Source organism: Vibrio sp. 811, from assembly GCF_033339195.1.
In genome coordinates this window covers 147449-168324 of sequence record NZ_JAWOUB010000009.1, presented here as the reverse complement: position 1 = coordinate 168324, position 20876 = coordinate 147449, and the positions used below count along the sequence as shown (strand labels likewise).

Below are 20876 nucleotides of genomic sequence, written 5' to 3'. Positions count from 1 at the left end.
CTTTAAAATACAAAACGCCCGATGAAGTACATCGAGCGTTTTAGTTAAAAAGTGTCAACCCATATCAGGACGGGTCATTGCCACGATTTTCGTCAGAAACTACGTGATTATTCGGCCGGATTTAAAACCATCACCGAGCGTTTTGCTTGTGGACCAAAAGCTGATTTTGCATGCGCTTTCACTTCATCTAACGTCACACTCTTAGCCACTTTCTCAACGTCAAGCAACACATCGACGCCGTAATCATGCACCAAATAACGAGTATATGCCCATGATCTCTGTGCTGGGTTGTCATCCAATCCTTGCATCGCGACTGCCAGTTGTTTCGCGGCCGTATCCACTTCTTTTTGGGTAATATTTGACGCTAAACCATCAAACACTTTGCCCAGTTTACTCTCTAAAAGTGCCACGTCTTCGGGCTCAACTTGAGACTCCAAGAGCCAATCAGAGATGGGTTCGCGATCTTGTGTCATGGTGTAAATGCTCGGGCTGTAATCAAGGCTAGACTCTTCTCGCACAATATCCAAAACACGTGCATTACTAATACGTTGCAAAATATCTTCGATAACCGTGTCTCTTGCCGTACGTTGGTAATCGCTCGTATTAGTCAAACGCATTACATACAACGATGAAGGTTCATGCCCATCCGCAACCACAGTTCGCTCCGGCACTTCCGGGTTAAACGCAACGTGATAATCAATCGAACGACTCGGTTTCATTTCGATAGAGGCCACATACTTACGCAAAAGTGGTGTAATTTCTTCCGGCTCTACGTTTGCAACAATAACCATCTTAAAACCATCATTGGTTTTGAAAAGTTGCTCATGCACCGCTAGTACCTGCTCGGAAGTCACTTGTTCAACATCATCACTGGACACTATACGATGACGACTCCCCGGCAAATAAGAATTGCCGTTTGCTTTTTGAATCAGTTTTCCCATCGGTGATTCAAAAAAAGCGCCGCTCTGCTGTTTAAACTCTTGCTTCGCTGCTGCCATCTGGCGCTCGTCGACTTTAATCTCCGTCGCTAGGTTGTATAGTCCATTCAAAGCATCAGTTAGGTGCGTATTTGGCGCCGTAATTTGAGCTCCGTGACTGGTCGCATCAAGCATCGCGCCAAGCGCAATGTTGTTTTTGCGTAAGTAGCTATCTAGCTCTGAACCAGAAAATGCCCCTAACCCACTGCGTATTGCCGTTGTTGCTGCGATTTCATAAGCGGCATACAACGTCGGATCAACAGCGGCTTTACCACCTTGGCTCGCATAGTAAATATACGCTCGACCACCCGCTTTAGTATCTTTTTGGAACCACACTTCGATACCGTTTGATAACGTATAGACTTGAAAACCACCCGCTTCCTGACGCATGCTCGTGATGCTGCCTTCCTGGGTAGGCTTTAAGAATCCATCCACTTTGTCATACATCTCTAGCGGTTTTTCGCCAGTTTGAAGATAGGCACTGTTTAGAGCGGCAAATACACCGTTGAACTGCTCTGACGTTTCGCTTTTCCCCAAACCAATAAAAAAGCTTGGCTGCTGAGATAATAAAGCCGTCAATTGTGTGTTAATGCTCTCTAAATTCTCGTTGTTGATGAATTCTGCCAAACTCTGGGCGTAATTCTCTTTTGATTGGCTGACACTGTCTTGTCCAATTTGAAAAACACGTGCTTCTGCGTAACTGTTTGGCTTGCGCTGACTCCAATCTGAATCAATATTTGCAAGTTCACCTTGCCAATTTGACATAACGCTATCTAACTCGGATTGAGTCGCACCATAATCTCTTAACGACGCCAAGGTACGAATGAAAGTCTGGTGCATTTGTTCGCGGCGATCTGGTGCAAACGAAATACCTGCCGACATCATACGCTGATAGTTAGAGTAATAGGGCTCTGCATAAGCGTATTGAAAAGGTTCAGCGGCATCACTGAGTACACGGATCAAACGCTGTTGAATGAGTTGTGTTGCGACTTCATCGCGCCACACTTCATGTTGTTGCTCAATCGTCGCGCTGCCACTTAGACCACGCTCAATCACTAAATGAAGACTTGGTGATTCCATCGTGTTACTTGGCAAGATTCTGTTTTCGTTGTTCACTCGAATATCACGGCGCTTCTCTATTACCGTATCCGAGGTACTTTCCCAGTTCGAGAACTTGCTTTTGATAATCTTGGACAGTGAATCTACGTCGATATTACCAGTCACAATCAACTCGGCATTTTGTGGCTGGTACCATTTGTCGTAAAACGCCTTTAACTTACTTGAGGAAGCATTTTGAATCGCTTCGCGAGTACCAATTGGGTCATGCTCACCATACATAGTGCCTTCAATCGAGGCTTGGTAAGCATGCATAGAAAAGGACTTATCATCCGGATTGGCACGTCGCCATTCCCCGAGAATCACCCCTTTTTCTTTCTCTACTTGCTCAGGAGCAAACTCAAGTCCGTTACCGATATCTCTCATCCACTTCAGGGCATCTTCTAGCTTCGTATTATTCGCAAGGTCAAGTTGGTAAGACGTTTGCTGATAACTGGTAAAAGCGTTGATATCAGCGCCAAAGCTACCACCAGATTGCTCAAAAAGTTTGACAACGTCGTTACCGGTAAAATGCTCACTACCATTAAACGCCATATGCTCAACAAAGTGAGCGTAACCCTTTTGAGAAGATGTTTCTTGGAATGAGCCGATATTCATCACCAAACGGACCGAGACTTCTTGGTCTTCTGTTGGATAGAGATGGTATTTCATACCGTTCGATAACTGGTCCACGTGCCAGTTGGCGTCAGGTTGAATCGGCGTCGACTGTTGTATCAGAGCACACCCTGACACTAATAACGCGGGGACTAACAATATACTGCGCATAACGATTGCCCATAACAATGATTAAGCTAATCAATATATATCCGGTGCTATAACCTTCACATTTTTAATGGATTATCAGACACGCAAATGTGATAAAGATCACCATTTATTGAAATCAATTCTCATTTACAAAAATCGACAAATCCTTACTTTACAAATACATAAATAATATCGTTCCAAATCCTTTTGCTTATTTGGTGTAAAACTCAAATTCGCGACATGGAGTCAGCATTTATTTTGAGCAATAAAATATAATTATTGAACAGATTCGAATCTGACTTTCTGCTGCATATTCAACAGCGCAGAGAGCACTGATGAGAATAAAAACACAACAACTATCATTCAAAGATCTATTATTCGCTTTATGTTCAAAAATCTATCATTAAAAAACAAACTGGCAATCTCTGCCAGTGCCGCCATCATTCTAGGGGGAGTGCTGGTAGAGGGGCTGTCTTTTCGAGATTCATTAAATAGGCTCGATGTCGAAGTCGCACAGCGACTAGAAAGCACTAGCGCATCTTACAATCAATACGTAAAGGACTGGCTACTCTCTAAAGAGCGCGCACTAACTTCACTCTCTTCTGATTCAGAGAAACGTTCTCTGGTTACGCATTTGAAACAAGTCCGAGACTCTGGCGCGTTCGATAACGTTTTCCTCGCTTACCCGGACGGGTCACAAGACAACGCTAATGGGGTGGTTTTGCCACCAGGTAATAACGATCCTCGTAAGTGGGGCTGGTACACCAATGCAATCGCCAACCCATCGAAAGTCTTTATGGATAACCCGACCGTCGCAGCTGCCACGGGGGCTAACGTCGTGTCGCTCGGTAAAGCCCTGCAATTGCATGGTCAAACCGTCGTTCTGGGTGCTGACGTAGAGATCGGTGATATCCTGAACAGTCTCAACCAAGTGATCCTACCGGGTGAAGGTTATATGTTTATTGCCAATGAACAGGGCAATATTTTCACTCATAACAACGGTAAACTGCTGAATCAACCGGTTAGCAAGCTGGGCCTCAACAACAACGACATTACGTCTGCCGCACGTTCAGGTACAGAGCGTCGCGTCTCTATTAACGGCACCGAATATGTGATTTACGCGCGCCACATAGAGGGTACCAAACTCACAACGGTCACAGTGTTAGATCAAAACTCGTTGGTTGCCCCACTTTACGATGCAGTTTGGGATCAAATCATCGCAACCACTATCGTCGTCGTTATCTGTGTGGCTTTGTTTAACCTGCTATGTAACATCTTGTTCCGTCCGCTCTACAATGTTTCGAATGCGCTTGCGCAAATCGCCAACGGTAGCGGCGATCTGACTCAACGCATCAAAGTAGAAAACCGTGACGAAGTTGGTGAGCTGGCTGAAAACTTCAACCAGTTCGTTGAAAGTTTGCAGCAACTTATTGGTCACATTCGTCACCAAGCGGAAGAACTGAGCCAACAATCGGAGCTGAGCACGAATCGCGCGAATCAATCGGTTTCCGATCTGAACCATCAGCAACAAGAAATCACTATGGTGGCGACCGCTGTGACTGAAATGGCATCAGCAACGCAAGAGATTGCAGCACATGCAGAGCAGACGGCTAAAGCCGCTCAAGACTCTTCAGCAAGCACACAAAACGGTCATGAGTTGGTGATCAACTCCAAATCGTCCATCAATAATTTGTCTTCTGAAGTCAACCAAGCGAGCGTTGTCATCGGTGAGCTCAACCAGCACGCGCAAGACATCTCAACCGTGCTATCAACGATTCGAGACATCGCAGAGCAAACCAACTTACTGGCTCTGAATGCGGCGATTGAAGCGGCGCGTGCAGGTGAACAAGGTCGCGGTTTTGCCGTTGTTGCAGACGAGGTTCGCGTGCTATCACAACGCACACACACCTCAACCGAAGAGATTCGCTCGACGATCGAGACCTTGCAGCAAACCACACAACGCGCAGTGGCCATCATGGATACAAGCTCTCAGCTCGCGCAAGGTTCGGTGGAAGATGCTGATCGCGCAGCACTGGCTCTGGATGAAATCAACGCGGCCGTTGCGCTGATCAGCGATATGGCAACGCAAATCGCGACCGCCGCCGAAGAGCAAACGCACGTAACCAATGAAATCACGCAAAACGTCACGTCCATTAAAGATGTGACCGATCATTTGGTAGTTGGTGCCGAAGAATCGATGAATCAATCTGCTGAGCTGAAATCGCAAGCTGAGGATCTCAACTCGAAAGTAGCAACATTTAAACTGGCTTAAACGCCACATTAAGGACGCTCTTAAAAACAACAAACCCCGCTAGCGACTTTGTTACTAGCGGGGTTTGTTTTTATGGATCGACGTTTTTATTGCAGATAGCTTTCGAAAGACGTAAACCTACACCGCCACACACATCGGCGTGCCTGAGATTGGGTCGTTAAATACTCTCGCTTGTAAATCAAACACCGATGCCAACATACCTTCTGTCAGTACCTCTTGCGGTGTTCCCTGCGTGACTAACTGACCTTTTTCCAACACCACCAAATGATCGCAGTAACGGCACGCTTGGTTTAGATCGTGCAGCACTACGACCACTGTTTTGCCTTTGTCGTTCATCTGCCTCATGAGTTTCATCAGCTCAACTTGGTGAGAGAGATCCAAGTAAGTGGTTGGCTCATCAAGCATCACTACGTCGGTATCTTGCGCCATTACCATCGCAATCCACGCCCTTTGCCTTTGACCGCCAGACAGCGATTCAACTGGCTTGTCAGCAAACTCAATCACGCCAGTATCTTGCATTGCTTGCTCGACTAAGGTCTTGTCTTGTTGACTTAACCGGCCCCAATGAGAGAGATAAGGCGAGCGGCCATATTCGACCAGTTTTCTGACGGTAATACCTTCAGGACTGACAAGAATCTGCGGCAGCAAAGACAACGAACGCGCCAAGCGTTTATCACCGTAGCTGCTTAGTGGTTTGTCGTCATACAACACTTGGCCAGAAGCGGGTTTATTGATGCGTACCAAGGTTTTTAATAGTGTCGATTTACCGCAACCATTTGGACCAACTAGTGCGGTAATTTTACCTTGAGGAATCGACAAAGAGAGATCTGGAATGATGGTCTGTTTGCCGTACGCGACGGATAAGTTCTGCGTTCGTAACATGCTTACCAACCTCTATAACGATACAAAAGAAAAATGAAATATGGTGCGCCAATAACAGATGTCAGCACTCCCGCTGGTAGCTCAATTGGTGGCTGTAAGCCTCTCGCTAAACCATCGGCGCAAATCACCAACAAAGCGCCAAGGGTTGCAGCGGCTGGAATCAACAACTTGTGGTTGTGGCCAAACAGCAAACGCGCAAGATGCGGCGCAAGCAGGCCAACAAAGCTGATCGTGCCTGCCACAGACACACTGATACTCGCCAATAGCACGGCAGCAATCAACGCAAGAATTTGGATCTGTCTTGGTTTCGTGCCAAGTGTAGTGGCACTTTCTTCTCCCAGTCCCATAACATCTAGCCGCCAAGCCAGCCAAAACGCCAATGGTAGTAGCAGCAATAGAGCACTCCAAATAAACGGCACTTGTTGCCAATTTCGTCCCCACAAACTGCCGGTTAGCCATACCATCGCTGTGTTGATTTCGATAGGGTGCACAATCAGAAGAAAGTCGATACCGCTGGCTAAAAACGCGCTGACAGCAACGCCAATCAGCGCCAAGCGCGCAGGCGTTGGCTTCGACCAATAAGCCAACACTGCAATAAAGCCTGCGGCAAGCAAGCCTCCCGCCATAGCGACCATCGGCAACATTGCCACCGGCGCATTTGGATACAGCACCAAACAAGCGGTAGCCGCCAGTCCTGCTCCAGCGCTTATCCCCATTAAATCTGGTGAGGCAAGTGGATTACGGATGACGCCTTGCACTAAAACGCCTGACAGCCCCAACCCAGCGCCCACGCCAATGGCGAGCAACATTCTCGGCAATCGATATTGGTGAATCACAAAGTCCGAATCAGAGAAAGAAAACAGCAATGCAAAAACCTGTTGAGCCGACATGTTCGCCGCGCCAACAAACAGCGTGAGAGAAGACGCAATCAGCAACAATCCAACTAATGCAAACAGTTTGGTTTGATTCATCATGATGATTTCCTCATTGCAATCGCGATAAAGCAAGGTGTGCCCAACAGCGCAGTAATCACGCCCACTGGCGTTTCAGCCGGAAAGGCAATCGATCGTGATAAAGCATCTGACCACGTCACCAGTGCCGCGCCACACAAGGCGGAAACCGGAATGAGAATGTGATAGTTGTGACCAACAATCGGGCGTACCAAGTGCGGCACTAACAACCCGACAAAGCCAATTGGCCCTGCAATAGCTACGCTAGTACCTGCCAACTGCACAACCGCTAAACCACTGATTAATCGCGTAAGACGAATGTTACCACCTAGCCCAACAGCGACTTCGTCCCCCAACGCGAGTAAATTTAAGTTTCGCGCTAAGCCCATGGCGAGCACCAAACCTAAAGTCGCAAAAGGCCACAGTTGCTGCCACTGCTCAGAATCTACCGCAGAGAGTGAACCCGTTAACCAATGCAACACGCTGTAAGCCATGTCATCCGCCAAAATTACCGACGCACGAGTTAACCCTATCAGCAGTGCACTGATGGCAATGCCCGCTAGCACTAAACGCAATGGGTGAGAACGCGCGGAGAAAAAACCGCCCAACAACATGACCGCACCACCACTTAGTAGCGCGCCGAGTACTGCGTTGATGATTGGATTCAATTGACTAAAGAATGGTACGCCGATGGACGCCAAGGCCATAAAACAAGCCGCACCAGCATTAATGCCGAGAATGGATGGCGACGCCAAAGGGTTACGAGTTAATCCTTGCATCAGCACTCCGGATACCGCAAGCGAAGCGCCAATTAATAACCCAGCATAGGCACGAGGCGCACGCAGCGTCGCGAGGATTTGATGCAGCATATTGCCCTCATCAAACGCAAACCAATAGCTTGTCAGATCATTAACGCTCAAAGAAAAGTTGGACCAGCCAATCATTGAGGCTGCATAGCCTGAGAGCGTACACAACGCCATAGCACAGACAAACAAGCTCGCTTTCCAATGCGATTTGCTAACCGAAGACGCGCTTTCCGAGCTTATCGCCGCACTCATGAGCGCTCCAATAACGCTTCAAGATTGCGGGCAATTTCTTCCGCAGCCAACATGCCGCGATTTAACGACCACAGTTCAGGAGGAACCTCAACAAGTTGCTGTTTTTTCGCAGCAGTTAGCAACTTAAACAATGGATTTTTGCGCCACTCATCCACAATATTTGGTTGAGAGTAAAGTCCAACTAACAACCAATCAGGGTTGGTTTTTAGTAAAAGTTCGAAACTGGTTGGGATATACGCTTTTTGCTCAGATGGAGCCAGCGGGCTTTGGATGCCCAGCATACTCAAAACGCCCCCAGCGTAAGAAACCGGGCTATGCAACCACATCCCTTTGTCAGAAACCACACCAAACTGAATGGTTTCTTGTGTTGCAAAATGCTGTTTGAACTCCGCCATTGTCTGTTTGTGCTGCTCAATTCGTTGTGTCATTTTCGCTTGTTTGCCAATTGCCACGCCGATTTTGTGTGCGGATTCGAGATTTTCTTGATATGTCTCACCACGGCTTTTTAACAGCAAAGTTGGCGCAATTCGCTGCAAATCTTGATAAATCGCGCGATGACGTTCTGCATCAGCAATGATCAAATCCGGCTTGAGCACCGCAATCGCCTCTAAACTCGGTTGCGAGCGCATGCCGACCGATTGCCAAGGACCAACCTTGGCACGAACAGCAGGAATGACTCGTGTGACATCGTTGTCATCGGCGACGCCTACAGGTGAGACATCGACTGCCGCTAATGCATCGACAAACGAAAATTCTAAAACCACAATACGTTGAGGTATCGCTTCTAGCTCAAAAGTGCCTTGCTCATCTTGCACGCTGCGCGCCTGAGAAAATGCGCTAAATGACATCAAAGCTGAGCTCAACAGCATCAGCAAAACGGTTGAAAAGTGTTTGATCGTAAATTGTTTTTTATTTTTCATCTTGCTTTTTTCCAGTGCTAAGAGTTTTCCATTACCTAAGATCGGCAAAGTCGCCAAGGTAAATTGGCGACTTTTCTTTTCAAACTCGGTGAACGAAACGCTTAAAACTGATAGTTCAGATCCAGTGTGTAAGAGCGTCCCGGAGCTGGGTACCGACCAACTGGGCTTGTATCAATCCCGCGGAAGTAATACTCCTCGTCAAACAAGTTGTTCACCGCAACATTCATGCGTAACTTGCCTTTGTCGTCTTTGTATAAATCCGTCCCCAAGTTGAAGTTCCACACCATGTAAGATGGTACTTTACCCGTTGCGCCTGTTGCATCTTCGGCACTGGTGTTGGCGTTATCGGTATACGAATCACTGAAGTAGAAGCCCGATAGCGTGGTGTCCATGCCGTAAAATGCGTAAGTTGCATCCCAACCAAGCTGATGCTTAGAGGTGTAAGGCAGTTGATTACCTTTATTCGCGCCTTCTTCTTCAAGCGTAGCGTCTAGATAGTTGTAGCTTGCGCCTAAACTCAGTGCAGGTAGAACTTCAGGCACATAACGAGCAGAAAGCTCTATGCCTTGGTGAAGTGTTTTTCCGATGTTATCGAAAGTCTGCGTTGAGCTTTGCCATTGCAATTGATCTTCAAAGTCGATGCGATAAAGTGCAGCGTTAAAGCTGGTCGCATCTTGGGTGTAACGCGCGCCGACTTCGTAGTTCCAAGCCAGTTCGCTACCTTCTTCACCCAAGCCTCGGATGTAGGCAATTTGTGGCGCACGAAGTGATTTTTGCGCGTTCGCATACGTCACCCACTGATCAGTTAAGTTGTATGCCACCGTCAAACCTGGCAACCATTCCGTCACGGTGTTGTCTGCTGTTTGTTTTTTACCACGATCGGTAAACGTCATTCGAACCGACTCAACACGCAACCCAGGCGTTACCTTCAATGTATCATTGAACAAACCAATTTCGTTGCTAACGTATCCAGCAAACGCGTCCGTATCTAAATGCCAATCACGCGGAACGCTGGTTGCACCACCGGCGATTGGAGTCTGAGTGAGTTTGTAGTCGATGTCTTCGTTAACATAACGGGTACCCACGATCCAGTTTTGAGTAACGGATTTACCTTCGCCAAAGTACATCGCCATTTTTGGCTCTATACCATACACGGTAAATTCACGTGGAGAGGTACGAACGTCCGTCGCTGGCAAAGCCGGATCAGCCCAATGGCCACCCGCGCTGTTAAAGCCCCACTTGAAAAGACGCTCTGACTTATGGCCAAACGTTAGCACTTCTAGCTCGGCACTGTCGGCAAATGGCAAATCGTGGATGTACTTAACACTCCAGCGCGTCGACTTACCTTCATAATCATCGTAAGGACGTTTCGATTGGTGACGATCTTGCTCGTAATCTTGTGGCGAAAGTGCGCCCGGCATTTGCGTTTCAGCATCGTAACGTTGCAGGAATGCTTGAATCTCTTGAGTGTCACTCAGTAGCCACTGTGCTTTGGCTTGGAAGTTCTTCACGTCCGTATCGGAATGTTCACGGAAGCTTTCACCTTTTAGGAAGTTACCTTCCAACTGTAGTGCAAATGTGTCGCTTAACCAGCCGCCCGTGCGTAGGTAAAAATCATTCAGCGGCGCATCACCGCCATCAAACACGGTAAGGCGGTTACTGATTTCAGTTTGCCACGTGTGTGGAATCGGTTTGGTCACTAAGTTGATCACACCACCGACGTTGTTTGGGCCGTACTGTACTGCGGCACCACCGCGTACAATGTCAATACGATCAAGCATCGACAATGTTGCTGGGAAGATAGACTGACCAGTGTGACCATATGGCGCAAGTGTTAGCGGTACACCATCCATCAAGAACTGAGCATGACCACTACGGCTTGCTTTCAAACCACGTACGGAAATGTTAGGCAATACGCCCGTTCCGCTTTCATCCTGAACTTTAATACCCGGCACGCGCTGTAGCGCGTTATCAATCGAGCCTGCGGCGGTTTTCTCGATTTGATCGCGGGTAATGACGGTACGAGCACCTGGGTACTCTTTGACGTCTTCAATTTCAGAGTTACCAATCACACTACCAGTGACAACGACAGTTTCCATCGCGGTAGTTTGTTCTTTTTTAGCAGGAGCGGCAACCGCGCTCATGGATGTGGCAGAAGCGATTGCAATCGCAAGCACACTGTAAGTGGTAGACAAACCAGCACGTACACGCACTTTACCATCCAAATTCTGGTAAGACATTAAGATCTCCTTTGCGAGAAATTGAGCCTCGGGCAGAATACATCCCGTAGGCTCTCGGGGCTAAACATCCTCAATATGAGGAAAAAATCGGCTAACAGGCGCTAACTACGCACAAAAAGCCTAGAACTGATATCCGTAGCTGAGCATGAACTCGGCTGGTGCGCCGTAGCCAATCTGGTTTAAGCCAGACGTGCCGTTTGTTGCGCCAAGAATGTATTTCTCATCCAAAATGTTGTAAGCGTTCGCTTGGATTTTGTGACGACCAGTGGTGTACGCCGCCATCAAATCCACCGTTGTGTAATCGCCAAGTGCGACGGCTTCGTCGTTACCTGCGTAACGGTCGCCCACGTACTTCACACCACCGCCTAAACGCCAGTTGTCATCCAATTGGTAAGTGCTCCAAAGAGAGAACAAGTGGTCTGATACATCGTTAGGCTTTTTGCCTGTGGCTTTGTCTTCCGCATCTAAGTAGCTGTAACCAACAGAGATGTCCCACTGTTTGGTGATTTGGCCGCGAGCCTCTAATTCAATGCCTTGGTGACGCACTTCAATTTTATCGATCACATCGCCGTCCACGTTAGTTTGTGGTTGCTCTTGATCAATCTGGAACAGTGCCGCATTCAACATTAATGCGTTATCCAAAAGGTACGCTTTCGCACCCACCTCTTTTAAGTCGGTGTGGAAGAATTCCGCCAATTTTGGATTGATGTAGATACCAGCGTACGGTAACTGCCAAGAGCGCGCTAAACTGGCGTATACGGATGTGTCGGAATTGATGCGGTATACCAAACCAGCACGGTAGCTGACTTTGTCATCATCCAATTTTTCCTTATCTGAGCCCGCTTTTTGTTGTTCGAGTTCCATCGAGTCGTAACGCACGTTACCGATCAAAGAAAGGTCACCCCACGTATAGACGTCTTGCACATACAAACCTGTCGTGGTGGTGGTATTGTCACGAAATGGCTTAAAGCCCGGATCAGGCGTTGGACCAACGACTGGGTCGTAGATATTTTGCGGAGGAAGCGTTTTGTCACTTGCCAACGTTAGGTCGATATCGATCTGGTTGAAATCTGCACCCACCATCAATTGATTGTCCCTGGTTTCCCAAACCAACTCAGATTGTAAAGTGGTCGTAGTACGTGGATCGTAACCAAAGTTGTTGACGGTTTGAGACACTTCATTACCCGTCACTTTGCCCTGACGCGTGCCTTTTTGCTCAAGTTCGATATGGTTGAACGCCGCTCGGTTGTTCCATACCCATTGATCATTCAGACGCCATTCGTAATCCACCGCAATACGGAGACTGTCTGACTCCTGATAGTCGTTTGTGCCGCCAAAGTAAGTGCTTACTGGCAAATCAACTGGCTTGCCATTTTTTGATGGCACACCACGATACGGCACTAGTTCTTGATGGGCGTATTCCACGTCAATATCAATGGTGTGACCTTCCGCTGGTAACACACGAATGGTCGGTGCAATGAAGAAATCGTTTGAATCAACATGATCAACGTACGAGTCGGCTTGACGGTATTCCAAGTTAATACGCCCGTTGACCTTATCTGTAAACGCCATTGAGCTGTCGACCTGACCAACATACTGGTTGTTGCTGCCTACACTACCGTTTACGTGAGTAAAATTCTCACCGTTAGCGCGTTTCGTCACCAAGTTGATGATGCCCCCAGCCGAACCACGGCCATACAAAGCACCCGCAGGGCCTTTCACAATTTCAACGCGTTCAACGTTCGCTAAGCTGCGGTAAGACTGCAACGTACCGTCATCTCGCAAGCCATCACGGTACATATCGTTGAGTGAATCAAAACCACGTATCATGAACTGATCGCGGCTGCCTTCGCCCAAGGTGTTATTGACCCCGGCTACCCCATCTAGCGCATCCACTAAGCGCACCGCGCCTCGGTCTTGCATTTCTGTTTTCGTTACTACGGATACCGCTTGTGGCACATCAAGCCATTCCACATCGGTTTTGGTGCCTGATTGAGGCATGTGTTCAGCATAACCTTCGTACTGATGCCCGAAGACTTGAATCGTTTCAGTTGCTGATGAGGTTGAGTTCGTCTCTTCTGAAGCCACTGCGCTTGGTGCTACTAGTGAAGAACCAATCGCGACCGCCAAGGGGGTCAGGGTCAATAATTTATTCATTCCATAATTCCGTTTAGTTGTTATAAAGCCAACGGATGGAAATAAGAACAAATATTATTTCTATTTGCAATATTAATTTTATGCTCTATATTTATTTACCCTAAAAACACAACTAACAACAAAAAAAACCAAACATCATAACAATAAATACTAAAACTTCTGCCCTCCGTCTCGCGAGAGGCACATTGGAAGACGACCGTGAGCGACTTTATCAACGTTAGAAGAAAATGTTAGAAAATTAGGAAAGCTCATGAAATCTACGATGATTATCGTAAGTCATGTCGTTAACGATGCAGTCACTCACGGCTTCGTGCCTGCAGCTAAAGCGATGGACCTTCACGTCGTTCTTATCACCGACCATAAGCTCAGCCATTTAGAGCTGGCGAGTCGTGATAGTCACTTTAATCCGGATACCATTCTAGAATGTGATGTCTTCAACCCATTAGAACTCATCGAAACCATCACGGAGCATGAATTAAAGCCAGACGCTATTTTTAGCAATAGTGATCACTTACAAACTTCCACCGCCATCTGCGCGCAATTTTTTGGCCTCCCATCCAAAGATTGGTCTGTCACGTTAAAGGCCAAAAACAAACACTTAACTCGACAAGTGTTAAATGAAAAAGCCCTACCCAACACACAAAGCTGTTTGCTGCACCGCCATTCGAATGCGGCATTAGGCATGGCCTTCCCTGTCGTAGCAAAACCCAAAGAAGGCGTGGCAAGTTTAGATGTACAGCGCTGTGACTCCCAAAGCGAGCTCGATGCTTACTGCGAGGCGTTTTGGCAAAAGCACCCAAACGCCGCCATTCTGGTGGAGCAGTTTCTTCAAGGACCGTTGGTTACGCTCGAAACTTTAGGAGACGGTAACCAACTTATCGCCGTGGGCGGTTTTGATGTGTCGCTCTCTGAGCCGCCTTACTTTATCGAAACCGCCGCAGACTGGAACGGACCAAACGGCATTGCTCACCGAGAAGCTTGCTTGGCTCAACTGAAAGCGTTCGGCGTTGGTTTTGGAGTTTGCCACAGCGAATTTATCATCACGGAAAACGGCCCAGTTCTGGTGGAAATCAACTACCGCAGTATTGGAGATGGCCGCGAATTCTTGCTCAACAATCTCGCTCACTTCGGCTGGTTTAGCACGATTTTGGGTCTGCATCTGGGTCGAAGATTGGACGGCGATTACCAAATTCACGGGTCAGCGCACGTGCACTACGTAGTTGCAGAACACTGTGGTGTGATTGACGGAGGTTCGACGTCGTTCATCCAACACGATGACGATATCATCACCCAGCAACAGGTACTAAAAACCGCTGGAGAACACTTCCAACAGAGTTATTCCAATAAGGATTATCTCGCCCGAATTTCGATTGTCTCACCATCAGGGCGAAACCTCGACCAAGCGCTGCAGAACGCGCTTAGCAATTTCGATCTCGCTCCGACTCGTGAGGTGGCAGCATGAATGACAACGCTTTGTATCTAACGCAACGATTGATCGACACTTGCTTGCGCGAAGACATGTTTGGCATTTTGTCGAAGGCCAAGTTCAGTAGCGACGCGCCAAAAGGGGTAATTGTTCCTCAAGACGAGCAAGTCTGGCTGATATTTGCCAACTCTGATTTCACGTTGTATTTACCCGTTGCGCCAACGTATTACATGCAGCACTGGCGCTACGGTCACTCCAATGACGAAACACCACAAGGTTGGTGGGTGGAGAAAAATGGCCAAGTCGAGCATCAACAGCATTACAAAGAGTGGATTGCGCTACTAACGACACTGGCGCACGAGAGCTCTCACGAGTTGCTGGCGGGATACCTTCAAGAACTGGAATGTGCAGAGAAACACAAAGCGCTGTGTGACCAAGCGTTTCATCATCACGCAGACCACATTTCTCAACCAATATCCGAGCTTGGTTCTTGGCATAAAAAGCTGCTGCTAGCCGACCAGATCGCTTCTTACCTTGACCATCCGTACTATCCAACTGCGCGGGCGAAGTTTGGTCTGAGCGATGAAGACCTTGCTAAGTACGCGCCCGAGTTCGCACAAAGCTTTGCTCTGCATTGGATTGCGATTGAAAAATCACTGGTGACATTAACCAGCGGACAACCTGATTGCTGGCCAACCATGGAGCAAGTGGGGCTTCCTGCTGATTTTGCACTGAGCCACGTTCTGTTCCCTGCACATCCGCTCACCCTGCGATCTTTAGAAGCCTTACCCGAAGGTGTGATAGAAGCGCCTTTAACGTATCTAGACGTGACGCCGACGCTTTCCGTTCGTACTGTGGTCGTCAACGAGGCACCGCACATTCACATCAAGGTTCCGCTGATCATGCGATCGCTAGGCACGAAAAATATTCGCTTAATCAAGCCTTCAACACTGTATGACGGCCACTGGTTTGAACGCCTACTCAGCCACCTTGAACAAACGGACGCCGATTTAAACAGTCGCTTGTTCCATTGCAACGAAAAACACGGTGGACACATCGGCGAGGATAAAACCTTCGCGTACATCGTACGTGAGTACCCACTTACTCATTGCGAAGACAAAGCGTTAGTTCCGGTTGCAGCACTAGCAAGCCCAATGCCTGACGACCGCTTGTTCTTAGAACATTTGGCAGAACATTACTATCAACAAGATACGCTGGCGTGGTTCCAAGATTACGTCGATCTATTATGCCAAGTGCACCTCACCTTGTGGCTTCGTTATGGCATCGCATTGGAGTCCAACCAGCAAAACGCCATCATTGCATTTGATCAACAGGGCAAAATGACGCTCGCGATGAAAGACAACGACGCGGCGCGAATTTGGCCAGAGCGCTTCCACGTTGCAACAGAGCATGCTGCCCAAAAACACGGCGCAAAACTACTTCCAGTGGATTGCGATGAACTGCTCGATCAACGCATCAAAGTCGACAATGAATTGGCGCTCGGTCAGATGTTTACCACCATCACATTACAACTGGATATCGCAGCGATTGTAGAAGCCATGGCAGCGAAGGGCATTGCCTCTTCAGCATCGCTTTACGCCATCGTGGCCAAAAGCATTGCAGAGCAACTCAACCGACTAGAAAGCGGAGGGTTAGAGACAAAACTGGCACGCGAGTTACTGCAAGAAGCACCTGATTTGTACGCCAAATACTTGTTGAGCTCTGGCAGTTTGCTCTCGAAAGAAGCCTCCGGCGCGAGTGACATCAATAAGTTCTATGGTTTGTCGGCTCCGAACTTCTTGCTGCTTTCTAGCAAAGAAGCGCAACGCGCCTACTTAGAAGCCATCAAAAAAAGCGTACGTTAAACGATTATGACCAAACTCATCTACAGCGTGTTGTTGTGCCACTTTATCGCTGCGTTTGCCGCGTTAGGTATGCCGCTATTTCTACCCGTCGTGTTGCCAACGTTAGGCGCAAGCATTGATGCAGACTGGGCAGGGGTATTGTTTATCCTACCCACGTTTTGTACTGCGTTGGCGGCGCGATTTTGGGGCAACTTTGCTGATCGCTACGGTCGCCGCCGCTCACTCTTGCGCGCGCAACTTGGCCTTGCAGCAGGGTTTGCGCTGTGCGGCTTTGCAGACAACCTCGCCATGTTTGTGTTTGGTCTTATTGTTCAAGGAACCTTTGGCGGCACCATGGCCGCCTCGAACAGCTACTTATCTAGTCAAATTAAAGAAGCCAAAACACTCGGCAAGTCACTCAATAAAACCCAGCTATCTGCTCGCTTGGCGCTGATCGTTGCGCCTATTGGGCTCGGCTGGAGCTTGTCAGAGACCAACCCGCTCAACGCGTACCTTTGGTTATGCGTTTTGCCTTTGATTGCTATGGGCATCACGCTAACACTGCCAGTGGATAAACCCGCCGACCAAAACCTCGAAAAGCCAAACTCAGAACCTCAGCAAGAAAAACCGGTTGCACAGAAAAACGCAATGCATGCCATTCGTTGGATCTTCTTTGCTCAGTTCGGGTTTGCGTTTTCTATGGTGGTGACCTTTCCTTATTTCTCGCCGTTTGTGCAGCAATATGGCATCACTCACCACGCATGGATCGGTTTTTTGTACGCACTGCCGCATGGTGTCTATCTGTTGCTGGCAGGCAAAATCCACGTGTTGTCAGATGGGCTGAATCGCCATCAACCGCTGCGCACGTTGTGGCTTGGGTTTGCATTGCTTGCCGTGAGCTCTGCCTTGCATTTGATTGCATCCGAAACCGCACTCATTGCTGCGAGAATTATCTTCGGCATCGCGATGGTGTGTTGTTATCACGGATTGCATCAGCATCTTGCGAGCAATCTGGATCGCAAACTCAGTGGCAAAGTATTTTCTCGCTTTGATGCCATGTCCAAATGGGGGGGCGTGGCAGCGGGATTTTGCGCTTCTTTCATTTCTAGCTTGGGGCTACTTGAGGTTCCTTTCCTACTTTCTGCGATAGTCAGCGTAATCACCTTGATCGCGCTGGTTCTCCATTCAAAATTTGGAAATCAACATGTTACAAACTCAATCCTCTCAGACTAGCGAGTTGCGCGCGCATGATGTGCAGCTCAATCGGGAGAAGGCCCAACTCAACACGATAATGGGTGTTCTTAATTGTTACTTACGTGAATTTGCGCTACCGAATCAACAAGTGGAATGGCACTACCAATCGACATCGCTACCCCAAACGTTAAAACGCAACTATTCCGCCAAGCAGCGGGTAGCCGTTCATCTTTCTCAACAAAATGGCGTGCTGGTTTTGCCGATTCACTACGCGAGCAAACTGGGCAAAATCAAATTGGCAGAACTGCCGTGGGCGAAAATGCCGGGATCTGGTTGGGCGAAATTGGATGCCACGCAAACTCTTACGCTTTTGCTTAACTATCTCAAGCAGGTGTTGGCGATCCCGTTTAACCATGAGCTGATCGAACAACTAGAAAATAGCGTGCTGGTTACCGAGCAGTTTCTCAACGTCGCGCCCAAATCGCATCACAACGAGTTTATCGCTTCGGAACAGTCTCTGATTTGGGGGCATACTTTCCATCCGACCCCGAAAAGTCGTTCGGGCGTCACCATGGATGATCTCTTGGCGTTTTCTCCAGAAGTCGGCGCGCAAGTCCCGTTGTACTGGTTTGAAGTGGATACGTCCTTACTTGATGTGCTGAGTTCCGACGGAGAAGCTAACCCTGCTCAGCACATGCTACAACAGCTCGCGCCACAACACGCCACCAGCAATGGGAAGACCCTCTACCCTTGCCATCCTTGGGAAAGCTACACCATTTTGAGCAACCCAAGCGTGAAGCGTGCCATTGAACAAGGCAAGATCACGCCACTGGGTTTAGGTGGTGAAAAGATGCAGCCGACCTCTTCAGTTCGTACCCTCTACCACCCAGATATGGATTGGTTTGCGAAATTCTCCATCAACGTACGATTAACCAATTGCGTGCGCAAAAACGCGTGGTACGAACTCGACAGCGCCGTGCAGCTCACGTCGATTCTTAAACCAATTCGAGAAAACGAACAGCTGCACAACCCCGTATTTAAAGTGATGACAGAGCCATACGCCACCACATTGAATCTAGAAAGTGTCGCTGAGCGTAATTGGGATGACAACACCAAAGCGCGCGAATCGTTTGGGATTTTGTATCGCGAAAATTTCTCGTTGAGCGAAGTCGATATCTTAAAACCAACCCTCGCTGGCGCTCTGTTTGCTTACGACAAAAACGGCAACAGTTGCATTGCTCAACGCCTTAAAAACAAAGCGCGTACAACGCAAAATCGCTATTCCGACATCGCGACACTGTGGTTTGAACGCTATTTGCATTGCCTAATTCCAGGTGTGTTTAACTACTACTTCAAACACGGGGTGGCGTTTGAGCCGCATTTGCAAAACACCTTGATTGGCTTTGAACAAGAGATGCCGTGTTGTGTTTGGATTCGTGATTTGGAAGGCACTAAATTACTGCCGGAGTTCTGGCCAGCAGAAACATTAACTGACTTGTCTGAACGCGCACGACAATCGGTTTACTACAGTCGCGAACAAGGCTGGAATCGCATCGGATACTGCACCTTTATCAACAACATCAGCGAAGCGATTTTCTTCATCGCAGAAGGTGATGAGCCACTAGAGCAAACGCTGTGGAATGCGGTGCAAAGTGCCATTGTGCATTGGCAATCAGTGAATGGAAAACAGCCGGAACTAGAAACGTTGCTAAATGGCGGTCACTTCCCAAGCAAAAATAATTTCACCACGCGTTTGATGCAAAAAGCCGATAAGGAGTCGGGCTATACCCAAGTCGCCGCGCCTTGGCAGCAACACGAAAAAGGAGCGCAACATGTCTAATTCACTCTCTCTACCGACACGCGTTAGCCAGCAAGTTCACACGCTCGCACAGCAGCAAAATCAACCCTTGTGCGCGTACGTGTATGACCTAAACGCCTTAGAAGAACACATCAAACAACTGCGTCACGTTTTGCCGAAAAATGTCGAGCTATTTTACGCAGCCAAAGCCAATCCATCAGGCCCTGTTCTCAAAACGCTCGCGCCGTATGTCGATGGTTTTGAAGCGGCATCTGGCGGGGAACTGGCACACCTCCACCAGCAACAACTCGATAAGCCATTGATCTTCGGTGGCCCAGGAAAAATGCCAAGTGAATTGCAACAAGCGATTGAGCTTGATGTTGATGCAATTCATGTCGAAAGCCTCACCGAGCTACAACGCATTGGAGCACTAACCGAGCGCCTCAACCGCCCTGCTTCGATCTTTTTGCGTATGAACATTAATATCGGCGACATCACGCTCAGCAAGTTGGCGATGGGCGGCAAGCCGACCCCTTTTGGTTTTGACGAGTCCGAGCTGAGCAATACTTTGATGTTGCTGCGCGATTTCCCGCAAGTGTCACTCAAAGGATTCCATTTTCACTTGATGTCGCATCAGCTCGATGTTGAACGTCACTTAGCGTTAATGCAGCGCTATTTCCAAGTCGTGAAAGCGTGGCAACAAGAGTTTGAACTCGGTGAGCTGATGATCAACTTGGGTGGAGGCATGGGGATTAACTACCAAAACCCTGAGCAACACTTTCCGTGGATGGAGTTTTGCGACAAGTTGGAATTCCTCATCGCCAAAGAGCAAGTGCAAGATTGGACACTGCGTTTTGAATGCGGACGGTTCATCACGGCGGCATGCGGTTATTACGTGATGGAAGTGCTCGATATTAAGCAAAATCTTGGCGAAAACTTTGTCATCGCACGCGGGGGAACTCACCACTTCCGCACGCCAGCAGCGCAGAGTCATGACCATCCATTCGTCATCCTGAAAAGCGAGCAACACCATGAGATTTCTCACCCAATTCAGCATGCACAAGCGACCTTTGTCGGCCAGCTTTGTACGCCCAAAGATGTGCTGGCACGCAATCAACACGTCGCCCACGTCGATATTGGTGATTATGTTGTGTTTACCTTAGCGGGCGCCTATGCGTGGAACATCTCCCATCAAAACTTCTTGATGCATGAACCGCCGATCTTCCACTATTTCTAAACGGCATACTTCGCTTCATTCAAGCCCCAATCATTGGGGCTTTTTTATTCCACTCGGCACA

General features: G+C 48.3%; 13 protein-coding genes. 6 read left to right on the top strand and 7 right to left on the bottom strand.

Annotation, left to right across the window (positions count from 1 at the left end):
- Positions 1-107: 107 nt before the first annotated feature.
- Positions 108-2858, bottom strand: coding sequence for a M16 family metallopeptidase (locus tag R7Q46_RS15305; protein WP_151515257.1), 2751 nt, complete (start codon positions 2856-2858; stop codon positions 108-110).
- Positions 2859-3222: 364 nt separating this feature from the next.
- On the opposite strand from R7Q46_RS15305, the gene R7Q46_RS15300 reads away from it, so the two are divergent.
- Complete coding sequence (locus tag R7Q46_RS15300) at positions 3223-5109, top strand: methyl-accepting chemotaxis protein (protein WP_054576558.1); 1887 nt, start codon at positions 3223-3225, stop codon at positions 5107-5109.
- A gap of 117 nt (positions 5110-5226) precedes the next feature.
- Here R7Q46_RS15300 and fecE read toward each other — a convergent pair whose 3' ends face one another.
- The 6 genes from fecE to R7Q46_RS15270 all read right to left on the bottom strand — a co-directional run bounded on the left by fecE (position 5227) and on the right by R7Q46_RS15270 (position 13316).
- The gene (fecE, locus tag R7Q46_RS15295; RefSeq protein ID WP_054575393.1) at positions 5227-5991 is read right to left on the bottom strand and encodes a Fe(3+) dicitrate ABC transporter ATP-binding protein FecE; all 765 of its coding nucleotides are present in this window, start codon (positions 5989-5991) and stop codon (positions 5227-5229) included.
- 2 nt (positions 5992-5993) lie between these two features.
- On the bottom strand, positions 5994-6965 hold the full coding sequence (locus tag R7Q46_RS15290; RefSeq protein WP_005383459.1) for a FecCD family ABC transporter permease: 972 nt from the start codon (positions 6963-6965) through the stop codon (positions 5994-5996).
- On the bottom strand, positions 6962-7921 hold the full coding sequence (locus R7Q46_RS15285; RefSeq protein WP_373417501.1) for a FecCD family ABC transporter permease: 960 nt from the start codon (positions 7919-7921) through the stop codon (positions 6962-6964). Before R7Q46_RS15285 ends, R7Q46_RS15290 begins: the two co-directional genes overlap by 4 nt.
- A 74-nt stretch (positions 7922-7995) precedes the next feature.
- Entirely contained in the window at positions 7996-8919 is a 924-nt protein-coding gene (locus R7Q46_RS15280) for a Fe(3+) dicitrate ABC transporter substrate-binding protein FecB (protein WP_262647315.1), read from the bottom strand.
- 101 nt (positions 8920-9020) lie between these two features.
- Positions 9021-11159: a TonB-dependent siderophore vibrioferrin receptor PvuA gene (gene pvuA / locus R7Q46_RS15275; RefSeq protein ID WP_053350165.1), complete on the bottom strand. Its 2139-nt coding sequence runs from the start codon at positions 11157-11159 to the stop codon at positions 9021-9023.
- Between the two features lie 120 nt (positions 11160-11279).
- Entirely contained in the window at positions 11280-13316 is a 2037-nt protein-coding gene (locus R7Q46_RS15270; RefSeq protein ID WP_025768678.1) for a TonB-dependent receptor, read from the bottom strand.
- 250 nt (positions 13317-13566) lie between these two features.
- On the opposite strand from R7Q46_RS15270, the gene R7Q46_RS15265 reads away from it, so the two are divergent.
- The 5 genes from R7Q46_RS15265 to R7Q46_RS15245 are packed head-to-tail and all read left to right on the top strand — an operon-like array spanning position 13567 to position 20815.
- Complete coding sequence (locus R7Q46_RS15265; RefSeq protein ID WP_062730892.1) at positions 13567-14778, top strand: ATP-grasp domain-containing protein; 1212 nt, start codon at positions 13567-13569, stop codon at positions 14776-14778.
- Entirely contained in the window at positions 14775-16607 is a 1833-nt protein-coding gene (locus tag R7Q46_RS15260) for an IucA/IucC family protein (RefSeq protein WP_318077594.1), read from the top strand. The genes R7Q46_RS15265 and R7Q46_RS15260 overlap by 4 nt, the downstream gene beginning before the upstream one ends.
- A 6-nt stretch (positions 16608-16613) precedes the next feature.
- Complete coding sequence (locus R7Q46_RS15255) at positions 16614-17819, top strand: MFS transporter (protein WP_318077593.1); 1206 nt, start codon at positions 16614-16616, stop codon at positions 17817-17819.
- Entirely contained in the window at positions 17791-19620 is a 1830-nt protein-coding gene (locus R7Q46_RS15250; RefSeq protein ID WP_318077592.1) for an IucA/IucC family protein, read from the top strand. Before R7Q46_RS15255 ends, R7Q46_RS15250 begins: the two co-directional genes overlap by 29 nt.
- The gene (locus tag R7Q46_RS15245; RefSeq protein WP_318077591.1) at positions 19613-20815 is read left to right on the top strand and encodes a type III PLP-dependent enzyme; all 1203 of its coding nucleotides are present in this window, start codon (positions 19613-19615) and stop codon (positions 20813-20815) included. The genes R7Q46_RS15250 and R7Q46_RS15245 overlap by 8 nt, the downstream gene beginning before the upstream one ends.
- Positions 20816-20876: the final 61 nt, after the last annotated feature.